Annotated in this window: 9 protein-coding genes; 7 read left to right on the forward strand and 2 right to left on the reverse strand. The window is 49.6% G+C overall.

Translation table 11 applies throughout. The annotated features are described in order from the left end of the window. Both GGU45_RS08095 and GGU45_RS08100 read right to left on the reverse strand, forming a co-directional pair. Nucleotides 1–1,068, reverse strand: coding sequence for a DUF4421 family protein (locus GGU45_RS08095; RefSeq protein ID WP_435223645.1), 1,068 nt, complete (start codon nt 1,066–1,068; stop codon nt 1–3). Nucleotides 1,069–1,118: 50 nt separating this feature from the next. Then, a complete protein-coding gene (locus GGU45_RS08100) occupies nt 1,119–1,769 on the reverse strand; it encodes a hypothetical protein (RefSeq protein WP_435223646.1) in 651 nt (216 codons plus the stop codon). Nucleotides 1,770–2,085: 316 nt separating this feature from the next. Between GGU45_RS08100 and GGU45_RS08105 the strand changes: the two genes are divergently transcribed. The 7 genes from GGU45_RS08105 (at nt 2,086) to GGU45_RS08135 (ending at nt 14,814) form a co-directional block, all read left to right on the forward strand. After that, a complete protein-coding gene (locus tag GGU45_RS08105; RefSeq protein ID WP_435223648.1) occupies nt 2,086–4,071 on the forward strand; it encodes an alpha-ketoacid dehydrogenase subunit alpha/beta in 1,986 nt (661 codons plus the stop codon). A gap of 273 nt (nt 4,072–4,344) precedes the next feature. Then, the gene (locus GGU45_RS08110) at nt 4,345–4,932 is read left to right on the forward strand and encodes a Crp/Fnr family transcriptional regulator (RefSeq protein ID WP_435223650.1); all 588 of its coding nucleotides are present in this window, start codon (nt 4,345–4,347) and stop codon (nt 4,930–4,932) included. 442 nt (nt 4,933–5,374) lie between these two features. Beyond that, nucleotides 5,375–8,272: a TonB-dependent receptor plug domain-containing protein gene (locus GGU45_RS08115; RefSeq protein WP_435223652.1), complete on the forward strand. Its 2,898-nt coding sequence runs from the start codon at nt 5,375–5,377 to the stop codon at nt 8,270–8,272. Between the two features lie 21 nt (nt 8,273–8,293). Then, a complete protein-coding gene (locus GGU45_RS08120; protein WP_435223654.1) occupies nt 8,294–9,850 on the forward strand; it encodes a RagB/SusD family nutrient uptake outer membrane protein in 1,557 nt (518 codons plus the stop codon). Nucleotides 9,851–9,870: 20 nt separating this feature from the next. After that, nucleotides 9,871–10,560 (forward strand): hypothetical protein, encoded by a 690-nt coding sequence (locus tag GGU45_RS08125; protein WP_435223655.1) that lies wholly within the window; start codon nt 9,871–9,873, stop codon nt 10,558–10,560. 23 nt (nt 10,561–10,583) lie between these two features. Beyond that, the gene (locus GGU45_RS08130; RefSeq protein WP_435223657.1) at nt 10,584–11,612 is read left to right on the forward strand and encodes a DUF5007 domain-containing protein; all 1,029 of its coding nucleotides are present in this window, start codon (nt 10,584–10,586) and stop codon (nt 11,610–11,612) included. A 25-nt stretch (nt 11,613–11,637) separates the two neighbouring features. Further along, nucleotides 11,638–14,814, forward strand: coding sequence for a SusC/RagA family TonB-linked outer membrane protein (locus GGU45_RS08135; RefSeq protein WP_435223659.1), 3,177 nt, complete (start codon nt 11,638–11,640; stop codon nt 14,812–14,814). Nucleotide 14,815 lies beyond the last annotated feature (1 nt).

A 14,815-nucleotide genomic window follows, 5' to 3' on the forward strand; every position in this document is an offset into this window, starting at 1 on the left:
TTAGTCCAGCAACCATCCGAACCCTAAAGTATTGATGGCCCTGCGCCCCCAGTTTACTACCGTGGGTATGGTTTTGCCGGCAGGGATGCGCCGCAGGTACGCCAGCCGAAACTGATCAGAATAGTTTTGATAGTTGGCATCTTTTTCATTGGAGCCGATGAAGAACCGGTTGGAGATTACGGATGCCACCAGCTCCCATTTTTCGGTGTTGTATCCAAACGCTCCGCGTAAACTGAGGTTGGGGCTAAAATACCAGCGGGTTTGCTGTGCGCCTGCGACCGTTTTTTCAACCGTCTGCGCCGCATCGCCATTAACAGAAACCACCCCGGTTGCAAACAGGTGTTTTTTAATTACGAAGGTATGGGCATAGCCTGCTGTGGGGCCAAACATCATATAACGCATATAATTTACCGGAGCATTAGGGAACAAAGGTTGCAGCAATGCTGGTACAAAGGCACTATCGCCTTTGGCGTTCCCGTAAATAAATTCGCCCCCGATGAGGAACGAGCCTGCAGACCGTAACTGCCAGCTGTCGTATACGAAAGGCGCTTTTATGGAAAACCGGTCGCCTTTCAGGATCTTACGGATGGTAACTCCGAAGATCTGTGTTTGAATATCGGGGCGTGTATAGTAGGCGCCCGGGGCCAAAGGGGGATCAGGCCGCCCCCTCAGGTAAAAGCCCTTATTTACCTGGAAGTGCAGATCGCCCAGAACGTATTTCCCGTTGATGGCCATCTGAAAATTTGCCGCCTTCGTTTTTCCTTTTTCTTTTTTATAATCGGGATCCAGGGTGCCCAGCCCTACCGAGCCGCTAACGGTAAGCCAGTCGTACCCGATGGAGAGCCCCAGCCGCGTGGGGCTATTGGTAGAATACCGCAGGGGCAGGGCGCCATCTTTGGAGCGGATTGCATAAACGCTGTTCTTTTTTACCAGCAAAGGCCCCAGGGTCAGCTTGTGACTGTAACGCTGGTAGTAGCCGGTATCCTGCGCTATATGCCGGCCGGCCTCCTGTGCAGCGGCATAGAGGCCCGGGCAAAAAAAGAGCAGAACGGCTATAATTTTGTTCATGTGCAAAACCTGACAGTTTTGCCAGGTTAAAGTAAAAATAGGATTTTATACTATTTGTTGGGAATGCCCGCGATCCATTCCCTGACCATACTCCAGCTTTGCCGGGACGTTTGGCTATCCAGTTCATCGGCGCTTACCATCCAAACGGAGGGTTGCACACCGCCGCCTTCGTCTTTGCCAAGGTCTTTATCCTTCAGCAGGTTCAATAAATATACGATGGCTGGTGCGTTGCACACCGTTCCCCAGGTATAGCGCGAGGTGGAGCTGGCCGGATGCCGGGATGCGTTAATACAATAGGCGCCTAATCTTACAACACAGGCAATGCCGGCTGCTATGTTTATTTCATAGGTTTGTGCCACGATGCCATTTTGGTCATCGGCGCTGGCCGATACCAACGTAAGGCCCGCGGGGAAGGTAACCCTGATTTCGGCGGCTGTGGTGTTTTTTAGTACCAGGTACACATCCACCAGCGTACCAAAGCCAACGGTTTCGCAAACGTCCGATGTGCTTTCGCCCGCGATGCTCCCCTGAAGCTGGATGCCCTGGGGCAGTGAAAAGGCGGTGCCGGGTATGGCACCCTGGTTATCTCCAAAACCGGGGATGGCTGTTATTGGGGGAGCGCCGCTGCTATCTACTTTATCTTTTTTGGAACAGGAAAAAAAAGCGAGGCCAATAAAGGCTGCCAGGAGCATTGTTTTCATGTAGCTATATTTAATGATTCATGGTTAATAAGCGCAAACCTAAAAATAATCCGGCTTATTTGTTGTTTTTGAACCGGGTTTTTTTGTGGTTGCCACTGAAACATTGAAGCACTGAAAACCGTTGGGCTGTTTCCCGCAACGATGCAAGGGGCAATGGCGCGGCGGCAGGTCTTCAATCCCTGGGTTTGCTACTAAAGCAATGAAGGCCAAATTTTCCGGAGCCGTCAACTTCTTTGTGAATCTTTGTGTCTTCCGGTCTTTGTGGCCCTCCGCGGCCTTTAATCAAAAAATGAAAACGATTTATTAGGTTTGTAGTATGACAAGGGATCTGAAGGGCCTGGCCCCCGATCAGTTAACGGAAATGTACCGGCAACTGCTGTACCCGCGGCTGATTGAGGAAAAAATGCTGATCCTGCTCCGGCAGGGAACGGTTAGCAAATGGTTTAGCGGCATTGGCCAGGAAGCCATTGCTGTGGGCGCCACGCTGGCGCTGCCCCCAAATGAGTGGATCCTTCCGCTCCATCGTAACCTGGGTGTATTTACCGCGCGCAATATGCCTCTTGGCAGGCTATTTATGCAGTGGCAGGGTATGCAGGAGGGCTATTCAAAAGGCCGGGAACGGAGCTTTCATTTTGGCAGCCGTGAGCATTATATCTGTGGAATGATCTCGCACCTGGGGCCGCAGCTGGCAGTGGCCGATGGTGTTGCGCTGGCCGGCCGGCTAAAGGATAACGACCGGGTGGTGCTGGCGTTTAGCGGCGAAGGAGGCACCAGTGAAGGTGATTTTCATGAAGCGCTGAACCTGGCGGCTGTTTGGGACCTGCCGGTGATCTTTCTGGTTGAAAATAACGGATATGCCTTAAGCACACCTGTGCAGGAACAGTACCGGTGTATTTCCATTGCTGATAAAGCCCGGGGGTACGGGATCGAAGGGGCCACCATTGATGGCAATGACCTGCTTGCTGTTTATGATACGATAAAAGGGGTGCGCGAATACTGCATCCGGTACCGGATGCCTTACCTGGTGGAGTGTATGACCTTTCGTATGCGCGGACACGAGGAGGCCAGCGGCACCCGGTACGTACCCGATGAACTCTTTGCCCGGTGGGCGCAAAAAGACCCGGTGCTGCGGTATGAGCAGCTGCTTTTAAATGAAAAAATAATTACGGAAGATTTCATACAAGCCACCCGCAAGGTACTGAAGCTGCAGGTTGAGGAGGAGCTGGCAAAAACAGCAGCAGGAAGCCTGCCGATGATCGACACAGCCGAGGAGCTGCGGTCTGTTTATGCTGCACCGGGCATTGCCGGTTTGCCAACGGATACCGCAGGCATGCCCGCAACGGAGCGGCGGTTTGTGGAAGCCATCAGGGAAGGGCTTGTTCAAAGCCTTGAAAAGGATGAGGACCTGGTAGTGATGGGGCAGGATATTGCGGAATATGGCGGGGCGTTTAAAGTAACGGAAGGCCTGGTAGCCATTTTTGGAAAACACCGGATCCGCAACACCCCCATTTGCGAAAGTGCTGTGGTGGGCGCCGCGCTGGGACTGTGCCTGGAGGGGAAAAAGGCCGTGGTGGAAATGCAGTTTGCTGATTTTATAACCATGGGCTTTAACCAGGTGGTCAACAACCTGGCAAAGATCCATTACCGCTGGGGCCAGCCGGCCAGCGTGGTTATCCGTATGCCTACAGGAGCGGGGGTAGGGGCAGGCCCCTTTCACAGCCAGAGCAATGAAGCCTGGTTTGTGCATACGCCGGGCCTTAAGGTGGTATACCCCTCTACACCGGCAGATGCAAAGGGCCTGCTGATGGCGGCCATCCAGGACCCTAACCCGGTATTGTTTTTTGAGCATAAAGCCTTGTACCGGAGCATCAGCGGCCCCGTGCCCAATGAGCCGTTTGCAGTGGAGATCGGCAAAGCCCGGCAGGTACGCAGGGGCGAAGATATAGCAATGATTACCTATGGGATGGGGGTAATTTGGGCGGAGGAGTATGCGGCGGCGCACCCGGAGACCTCTATAGAAATACTGGACCTGCGAAGCCTGGCACCGCTGGACTATGAAGCCATCCGCGGCTCCGTAAAAAGAACGGGAAAAGTGCTGGTTTTGCATGAGGATACGCTTACCGGCGGAGTGGGCGCAGAAATTGCTGCGTGGATTGGCGAGCATTGCTTTGGTATGCTTGATGCACCGGTTTTAAGATGCGCTTCGCTGGATACGCCGGTGCCGTTTAACAAAGAGCTGGAAAAAAACTTCCTGGCAAAACAAAGGCTGGAGCAGGTGGTTGAAGAGCTGATGGGGTATTGAAGAGGAAAGTGAATGGTGAAAAGGTAATAGTGAAATGTTGATAGTGAGATGTTGATAGTAAAAAGTTGATAGTAAAAGGTTGGTAGGGAAAAGACAATAGGGGAACGTAGTAGTAAAAGATAATGATGGGTGAGAAGATGATAGTAAGAAGTTATAGTGCGCGCCTGGCGTTAAAAGCCCATGCCCACCGGACTTCTTACCTCCAACTTCTCACGTAAAACTTCTCACTTCTCAAATCAAACTTTTCACTTCTCACCCATAAAACAAAAACAAATGAATACGGAAACACAATTCCTGGTAAACAGTATTAAGAAACATGTAGCGCTAACGGCCGCGGAAGAAGAAAAACTGATAGCGGTTTGCCTGGTAAAACAGGTGAAGAAGAGGCAGTTCTTTTTGCAGGAGGGAGAAGTGCAGCGCCACCTGGTATTTGTGGTGGAAGGATGCTTAAGGAGTTATTCGGTAGATGAAAATGGCTTTGAGCACATCCTGCAGTTTGCACCGCCCGGCTGGTGGATCAGCGATATGCGCAGTTCTTTGGAGCAAACGCCTGCGTCCCTTAATATTGATGCGGTAGATGATAGCCAGATTATATTGATCAAACTGGACGATCTGCAGCGCCTGTACAGGGAGATTGAATACCTCGACCGGTTTTTCCGTATCCTCTCCGAGCGGGCCATAGCCACCCATCAACACCGGCTCATCGATTCCCTAAGTCTTACTGCCAAAGAGCGTTATACCAGCTTCTGCCAGCAATATCCCTCACTGATTACCTGTCTCCCCCAAAAATATGTAGCTTCCTATATCGGTATTACACCGGAGTTCCTGAGCAAGATGCTGAAGGAACCGCTAAAAAAATAATTGAATACATTTTATGAATTGTCAACATCGGGATGGACGGTTGACGAATCTGCATACGGCATTTTTGACACCTGCCGGAAGCGCAAACGATTGCATAAAAACAATATTATACGATTTTTTATTTGTACAAACGGTTGCGCATAGTTTTCTCTTTGTTTATATGAAATGTCCCATTACCTTAGCCCTCGTTATTGAATTTTAATAAAACAATAACAAACATAATTGAGAGGAGATTGATATTACTAATGATTAGCTGTTGTAGCAAATGTACAACGCTGCGATAACGAAGGGCGAAAGCTAAAGAGACACTGCATTTTTTTAGTAAGGAGGCGGATTGTTTTACCAAATATAGTACACGTTTTTAACGGAACAGGTTTTTTATGTTTTCAAGGAAAAAGTATTTAGAAACCAACTAATTTTTTCAATGACTGTAAACAATTGTTTGACGTATTTTAGACGCTGGAGTTTTTGCGGGCTGTTTGTCTTCATAAGTTTATGGGCCAATGCCCAGGACTCCACGGTTGCCGAAAAAAAGGATACGCTGCCCCCTATGTCGCAGAGCGAACAAAGGGTTGCACTACAGGCTACCAACCTCCGGGAAGATATCATTAGCGCACTTCCCGTAAGGTATGCGGAGCAAAAGCCTTATGTATCAGCTCAGCAAATCATAAAAGGCCTGCTACCCGGAACCTTTGTACAGGAGCCCACCGGTGAGCCGGGAACGGATCAGCATATTTTTGTAAACGGGCTGGGTGCGCCCCTTTTGTCAAAAAAAGACCTTTACAACCAGCAGGCTGTGGTGTACATCAATGGGATTCCCATGCAAAAGGATCACCCCTCTGCTTATGAGCTGCAAAAAAATGAGGATACCCGTATTGGCACCGGCATCAACTCCCTTGCTGTTTTCAATATTGAAAACATTGAGTCTGTAGAAGTAATTAAGGACCCGGTACGCCTGGCAATGCTGGGGCCCCTGGCATCCAACGGCGCCATCTGGATCATTACAAAAAATGCCCGCCCGGGAAGCAATAACATTAATGTAAACCTGCATTCCGGCTACACCCCTGTACCGGATATTATGCCGGTGAATGCTGCTTTTGAGTATAATTTCCGGAAACCGTTTTATGAAGAATATAATGCTTCCGGTACCACACAGATGCCCTATTTTTTGAGGGACTCTACCAATCTGGATTATTACGGACCGGCCAACTGGTATAAATCGTACTATAAGCCGGCGTTTACTTACGGAGCCGATGCCAGCCTCACCGGCGGGTCGGACCGGGCTAATTTCCGCTTATTCCTGAGCGGGTTAAAGGATGCCAACAGCGCCGATAATACAGCGCTGAAGCGGTACAATGCGGGTTTTTATATTACCGTGCTGCCGGTAAAATGGCTGGTGTTTAACTCCATGATCAATTATACCCGGCTGGAGCGCGTCCGCAACCGCAGCATCGGAGAGCGGGTGATGGAGCAGCGGTATATCCCGGATATTACCAACCCGCTTACCCCCAACCGCTCCCTGTACGACAAGTACCTGGAGGAGTTTGACAAGGCCCTTGATAACAATATCAACAGCTCCCTGCAAACGGCATTTAATGCAACGGCCATGTTGAAACAACTGACGCTTAAAGCCTCCTTTGCACTGAACTATGAAGATGCCGCAAGAGACGCCTTCTGGCCCTCCTCCCTTTTGGAAGGCAACCGCTTTGTATCGGCCTACCTCGGCATCAACCAGCGCGTGGTATTCAATAGCTCCGCCTCCTATAAATTCCTGCTTCCCAATGAGCAGTCGCTGACGCTGGGGCTAAACCAGAGTTTTACCAACGATTTTCAACGTCTCAAATATGCCTACGGTTATAACGGGCCTAATGATTTTATTAAAATCAACCTGTATGCCGCCAATACAGATGAGAACAAATTTGTTACTTATTATTTCCCTGCGCGTCAGCAAATGGCGGTTTCCTCCTTTTTTGGAAATGCCGGTTATGAGTACCGCGACCTGTTAAAAGTGGCTGCCGTTGTAAGAAGAGACGGCGCTTCTACCATGCAGCCCAACAATCGCTGGTTTACCGGCTACTCGGCCGGGCTGGATTATAACCTGGGTCGCCAGTTGAACCTCAGCAATACCAAATTGTCTGTGCAGGCTGCGTATGCACGGGTGGGTATTCCCCTGCAGGATGATCGTTATTCCACTGGGCCGGTTTATACTTCCTACATCGGGTGGCCGCAGGAACCTACGCTGGGTACTTATATAGGCGTGCCCGCTATTGCGCGGCCTTATACCACGGGATGGATCGGATATGATATACCCTGGGCCTATTACAATAAAGCAAGTCTGGGCGTTCGGCTTGGATTGCTGAATGAAAACCTGGTGGTAGGAGCCGATTTGTATAACCGTGATAACAAAAACGGAATGCTGCTGATGCCCGTGGCCAGCGAATGGGGTTATACCGGTGAAAATAAAAGCGGTTTAACGGTTAATAACAGGGGGCTGGACTTAGTGGTAAACGCCAGTCTGCTGGGCGCATCCTCCCCGCTAAAATGGACTTTTAACGGTAATATCAGTTTTAATCAAAATAAGTTGAAAGCCTTGCCCGGCGGTGTTTCCAGCGTAGAAATGAACAATACAAAGCTGGAAGTAGGCAAACCTATTGATGCTTTTTGGGTATATGAAAATACCGGCATTTATAACTCCAAATCGGAAGTACCTGTAAACCCGTCTAACAACCGGCCGCTCACTTTCCAGGGTGTGGAGCTCAAAGGCGGCGACCCCCGCTGGGTAGATCAGAATGGTGATTATGATATTAACGAAGACGATAAGGTACAAAAAGGCAATTATATGCCCAAACAGTTTGGCGGCTTCGGCAGTGTGCTGCAGTATGGTAAGCTTTCGCTCGACTTCCAGTTCTTCTTTGCCCTGGGACGCTACGCGATGAACCAATACGCATCTACCCGCCTGGATTTTGTAAACAACGACTATACCAAAAGCTTAAATGCGGTAAAAGAGATCACTTACTGGGAACGAAAAGAGGATCTGTCGGTGTATCCGCAATACAACCCATGGAGTGATGTAATCGCTTATCGTAATGACCAGGACCTGTTTATTCAAAAAGCTTCGTTTTTAAAGCTGCGGTCCGCCACATTGGCCTATGACCTCAACAGCAGCAATTTTTTAAAGAAGTTTAAAACCTTCCGCCTTTACCTTACCGGTACCAACCTGGTAACCTTTACGCCGTTTAAAGGCGATGATCCGGAGCTGATCACCTATAACGGTATTTACAATGGAAGGGCATTGCCGCTTCCGCGGACCATAACTTTTGGGGTTAAACTCAATTTCTAAATTTTTTAATAAAGAAACTGTATGTTATCGCGTTTATTAAAATATACCTTCATACTGTCTGCAGCATTGGTGCTGGCAGGTGGGTTTAGCGGTTGTAATAAAAAGCTGGACTTAATGCCCACCAGCGTTGTTTCACAGGCCAACCAGTGGAAAGCACTTGAAGATGCCCGCTCGGGTGTAATGGGCATGTATGGCCTTTTAAGAACAGCGCTGGCAGAAGGCAATAATTACTGGCTTTGGGGTGAATTCAGAAGCGGAAATTTTCAATCTGTTTCCCGCCCGGATTTAAAGGCTGTTATTGAAAGCAACCTGAATGCATCCTATCCCCTGGTGCAAAATGCTACCGACTGGCGGCGCTTTTATGCGGCTATCAATAGCTGTAATGTGCTCATCGAAAACCTGGAGGGTTGTTTAAAAGATCAGCGTTATACGAAGGCGTATTATGACCTGGATATTGCACAGGCGCGGGCGCTGCGGGCATTTACCTATTTCCTGATGGTGCGCATCTGGGGCGATGTACCCCTGATTACTACTTCCGGCGAAGGCAAAAATTTTGAACAGTTTGAGCGAACCAGTGAAGCGCATGTACTTTCATTTGCGAAGACGGAACTGGAAGAAGTGGCCAAAGACCTGCCGTTTATTTATTCCGGCGAAGATCTGGAGTTCAAGTTCCCGACCAACTATTACGACCAGGGCAGCGGTTTTTGGCTAAATGCGCCATTTACAAGGCTGGCGGCCTATGCCATACTGGCCCATATCAGCGCCTGGCAGGGCAGCTACTTAGATGTGGCAACCTATACCGATTTTGTAATTTCCAATGCCGATAAGGCCAACGTATTCCTCTCTACCACTGATAACCTGGTGGATCCTCAGGGATTGTTTGCCGGCGGTTTTGACAACTATCGCCAGCTGGTGGCTTTTCCCTTTATAAAAAACCGGGGCGAAACCACCATCGATGGGCATATAGAAAACCTGACCCTGGCCAATACCACGGCATTTGGCATGTCCAAACAATTGCCGGATGTGTATATACCCAAGGAACGGATCACCACTATCTTTTCCGAGCCCGATGATGAGCGTTTCAGTATTAACCTGGATGTATCGCCCCCGCAATACCGTACGGCCTATTTTGAAAATTTTAATGCGGAGATACCGGTGTTTAAGAAAATACGGGTTATTGACGGCGGCCAGTATGCCGATGGCAAATTTGCCGTGTTCAACTCCTCCATCATCTTTACAAGGCTGGAGGAAATAAAACTGTTAAGGGCCGAAGCGATGGCCGTGCTGGGCAATACCTCACAGGCATTGCTGGGACTCAATGAAGTACGCCTGCAGCGGGGCCTTTCACTGGGCTTTACCGATGATAAGGCGCTATTGCTGAATGCTATTTTTATTGAAAGGACAAGGGAGCTCATGGGCGAGGGCTGGTTTTGGTACGATCTGATCCGGTTTAACAAACTGCTCCACTTCAGCAGCCAGCTCACCAGCTGGACCAGCAATGGCGGCATCTACTGGCCGGTGTCAAAAGAGGTGCTCAAGAGAAACACGAAGATTACACAAACTGAATTCTGGAAATAACTATTTTAAAACTGCCTCCTATGCAGCAATTAAAAACGATCTGTACATATACCTTGTTGGCCGCGGCCCTGTTTTTTATGGCTTCCTGCAAAAAAGCAGACCATAGCTACGTCAACTATAAAAATGAGCTGGGGGTTTACAGCGGCAATGCGTATCAGTACTTCAAAGATCAGCCCCAGGGCGTGTACGATTCCTTACTAAAGGCATTGGATCGCTGCCCGGACCTGGCAGCAGCGCTGGCCGGTGATTCCGTTACCGTATTTGCGCTTACCAATAAGAGCTTTGCGCTGAGCCTCCGCAATATTAACCTGGCCCGGCAGGACTCCGTGCCCCGGATGCCGGAGGTAACCCTTTCCAATATGGACCAGGTGCTTTTGCAAACCTATCTTTCGCGGTATTTCCTGCAAGGCATTTACCCCAGCCGGGAGCTCCTGCGGGCCTCCGATGGATACGCCGTTCCCTGTGTGTTGTACGGATACAAAATGCAGATTCAATTTGCATCATCCAACGGCTCGGGGTTCCTGGGCGGCGGGCCAAGATCCATCCTGTTCAGCGATCGCAATGGGTCACAGTTCAACAGTAACTGGGTAAGTGTTAATACCGTTACGGTTGACATTAAAACACAAAATGCGAGTGTAAATATTTTACCCGAAACCCACGATTTTGGCTTTGGTGTGGGGTTTATCCAAGCTGTTAACAGTATTAAATAGCCATCATTTCAAAAAATGATTATATGAAGTTTTTCCGTTTTACTTATTGGGTTCTTTTTGCCGCCGGCATCGGCTGCCTGTTTTCCTGCAAGCGGCTGATTCCCCAGGAAAGAGAAAATATCGGGCTTGAGGATGCCCTGAATGTACAGGTGTTTACACCCACGCTGGGGCGCACTACCACTTTTTTCGATATTTTTTCCAGGCAAACCACTACCTACCCGGCTACGTTTAAGATCCTGAATTTTCGCCGCAGGAGCGGTGCTCCGGCCCGGGAACTGGAAACCGTAGTACCTGTATCCGTGTGGAAACAGGCTTATACCGGCAAGGAAACCTCCCTGCAGGAAATTGAAAACAAAAGGACAAAGGAAAACCACCAGTTGTTTGAAATTGGGGAGCACTCCGGCGAGCTGACCCTGTGGGCGGAAGCCACTTCCGCACTGTTTCGCTCGCAGCCCGACTCCGGTTACCTCTTTGATCTGGAAGTGTCCAATTCCGGCGGACGCCGCTATTTTCAGGCGTTGCAGCTGATGCCGCTGAAGGCCATTCCGGCCGAGCCCTCCTCTATAGACCCCCTTACCGGCATGTCTACACGGGCCTTTGTATATCCCTCCATGGTTAATATGAAGGGCGACAGCACGGGACGCGAACTTTCTGCCGGTGATCTGCAGGTATATATCCGTAAAGTGGATGATGGCGGTAAAAATGAAAACAAATTAACCATCCGTTTCCTCGACAAACAGGACCGGTTTATAAACCCCGACAAATTTTCGGCCACCAACTGGGCCACTCAGGTACACGGGTTTAATATGGTAAAAAATGCCACCGGCGTTACCTACGATGTAGCTTACCCCATACCCCTTGCAAAACTGAAGACCCTGTATACCACTTCCAGCGGGGAGCAGGCAGCCCTGCGTTTTTCCTACCTCCGCACCGTAATTGGCGGGGAAACCAAGGAAAACTACCTGGGCCTCAACTTCCGCATTTTTGAAGCGGGCAACTGGGAAATTGTGTTCAAGTTTGTAAACGATAATCCGCGCTTTACTAATGACTAATTATTTAAGAGATAAACGCATTCAGATGAGAAGATATCGATTTGCCGGAGTTATGTTAATGCTGCTGCTGCTGGCGGGTGCCGCACTGCCATCCCGGGCGCAAAAAGCCATTACGGTTACCGGTACGGTGGTGGACGGTACCACGCAGGCGGGGCTTGCCGGTGCTACCATTACACATACCAAACAGCGCACCGCACTAACGCAAACGGATCAGGACGGAAACTTTTCGATCACCGTTCCGCTGGGCGCTACCATTACCGTAACCATGGTAGGGTATGAAAGTAAAAACCATATCATTTCCCGCGCATCCGATGTGATGATTGAGCTCAAATCCAAGAGCACCAGTGAGCAGGAGGTAGTGGTACAGGCGTTTTCGCAACGGAAGAAAGAGCTGGCTACCGGCTCCACCGTGCGCATCAGCGGTGAGGTAGGACAGTCGGCCCCCGTTTCCAACGTGATGGAGCTGCTGCAGGGACGGGTTGCCGGTGTTAATATCCAAAACAATACGGGTTCTCCCGGCTCCATCGGTACCATCAACGTGCGGGGGGTATCAACCATCGGCATGAGCGCCAGCGGCTATATTACACCCACTTCTCCCTTATTTGTAATTGATGGTATACCGGTAGATATTAACAGTAATTATTCCTACGGTACCCAGTCGGGCCCGGACAATATCAACCCGCTGTCACTGATTCCACCGGAAGATATTGAGTCCTTCGACTTCTTAAAAGATGCCGCCGCCATCTCTATTTACGGATCGCGCGGTGCCTATGGTGTGGTAATCATTACCACCAAAAGAGGCCGGTCCAAAGTACCAGTGGTAAGCTACCGGGTAGATATGTTTGTGCGCAAACCACCCACCTTGTTACGCACCCTTGGGGGAATGGAAGAACGTATGATGCGCATCAATACCATGCTGAACTATGATACCACCAACGCTGAAATCATAAAAGCAAACATCAATAACAATTCGTTGCTCTCGGATAGTCTGAATCCTTATTACAATAATGCCACCAACTGGCAGGATTATTTTTACCGGGCCACCCTCAACCATCAGCATAACCTGCAGATTCAGGGGGGTGATAATACCTTCTCCTACAAAACCAATATCGGGTATTATAAGGAGGGCGGTATTATTAAGAATACCGATTTTGAACGCTATACCCTTAGCATGCAGGCCATCTACCAGCCCATACAGCAGTTTAAGCTAACGTCCAGCATTATGGGCGGTATGGGTTTTAAAGGAAACGGAAGCGGCGAGGGCGCCCTGCAAACCGGTGTGGCAAAAGGCGCCAATACCTCATCCCTGCTGCCGCCTCCCTCATTGTTTTCCGGCAACAGCGTGCTGCTGGATGATGACCGCAAAAACAATGTAAATAAGGCCAACCAGATCCAGGGAAATGTAAAACTGGAATATGAATTTTTGCCAGGGCTCCGGATCAGCGATGCCTTCAGCTATAATTACAATGCCAATAACAACATCAGCTTTACCCCGGCCTGGCTTTCGGGCAACTCTTCTTACCTGAAGCTGCTGGACGATAAATCGACCGAAGCCTATAACCTGGCCCAGCTGCAGTATACCCGGGAGTTTGGCAGTCATACCATCAATGCATCGGCATTTAACGAGCTAAGATCTACCAAGTTTCGTGCAGACGCGCTGCAGGTGGGCGGCTTTGCCAACGATCAGCTGCAGGGCCCGCTGGGTGGCTACTGGATGCAGAGCTCCGGTGGTACCTACGACCGGGCTGATATTGCCGTTATCAAAGATGAGCGTGCCATGGCCGCGGGCGGATTGATCAGTTATAACTATAAAAGAAAATACGTGCTGGATCTGCAATACCGGGCCGATATTACTTCCCAGACAGGTCCGGCATCCGGTTACCAGCACAGCCCCACCATTGCGGCACGCTGGAACTTCGGCAAGGAAAAATGGTTCGAAAATTCTACCTGGCTCAACGAAGGTTCAGTTAGGGGAAGCTGGGGTAAACGGATTACCCCTGTGGGTAATATTTTTGATGTATACGGCAAATACACCGTGGGAGGCTATTACAATAATAACCCCACCGTGCACTTTGATTTTGGTAGCGTACCCAACGTAGACTTTGTACCCCAGGTAACCACAGAAACCAATGCGGGGCTGGATCTGACGCTGTTTAAAAACAAAGTAAATATTACCATCGATGCCTATTATAAAACCACCGATAACCAGGTAGTACAAAGGGCACTGACCTCTTCCACCGCTTTTGGAAACTATAAGGTAAACGGGGCTTCGGTGGTAAACCGCGGAGCGGAGTTTACCCTTAATACCACCCTGTACCAGCGGGATGATGTGCGGGCTTACCTCAACTTCAACTTCTCCTATGATAAGGGTACCCTGGTGGCCCTGCCCGATGGCTTAAGGGAACAAACGGCGTTTCAGAACGATGCCAATATCAGCGTACCGGTGGTACAGCGTGTGGGAAGAAATATCTTTACCAACTGGATGCTCGTAAACAAAGGCGTATACGCTACGGTGGATGATGTACCCGTAAACCCGCGCACCGGTTTGCGCCTGCAGTATGGCAATACGGGCAACTACTTTTTCAACGCGGGCGATCCCATTTGGGTAGACATTAACGGCGATTATATCATCAATGATGATGATTATGTAGCCGTAGGTAACCCCGTTCCGCTGTTCATTGGAGGCTTTAACCCCTCCATCCAGTACAAAAATTTCTTCCTTGATATCAGCGTCAACGCTACGCTCAAACGGGATATTATCAACTTAGTGCTGGCCAAAAGACTGGGCGCCTACATGAACCCAACAGAAGCTACTGCATACCAGCCCATTGACGACCTCAACTACTGGAAGCCCATTAACGGAAATCTTGAAAAAGGAACCTCCGGGGCCGTTTACCCCAACCCCTTCGATTATATACGCGGCAACGCCATGCAAACGCTGCGCTCCAACCAAACCCTGTTTATTGAGGAAGGTTCTTATGTAAAATTAAACGTGGTATCCTTCCGCTACAGGGTCAACCGCCAGCTCATTGCCCGCTATGGTATGACCCAGCTGGAGTTTAAAGCAAGTGTTAATAATGTGTATACCTTCTCCAAATACAGCGGCATAAACCCCGAAAACGTAACCAGCCTGGGGCGGGATGTATCCGGCGGTTATCCCAATGCCCGGGGCTATTCTCTTGGTTTAAGTGTACAATTCTAAA

Source organism: Niabella hirudinis, assembly GCF_051201075.1.
In the GTDB taxonomy this organism is placed as follows: domain Bacteria; phylum Bacteroidota; class Bacteroidia; order Chitinophagales; family Chitinophagaceae; genus Niabella; species Niabella hirudinis.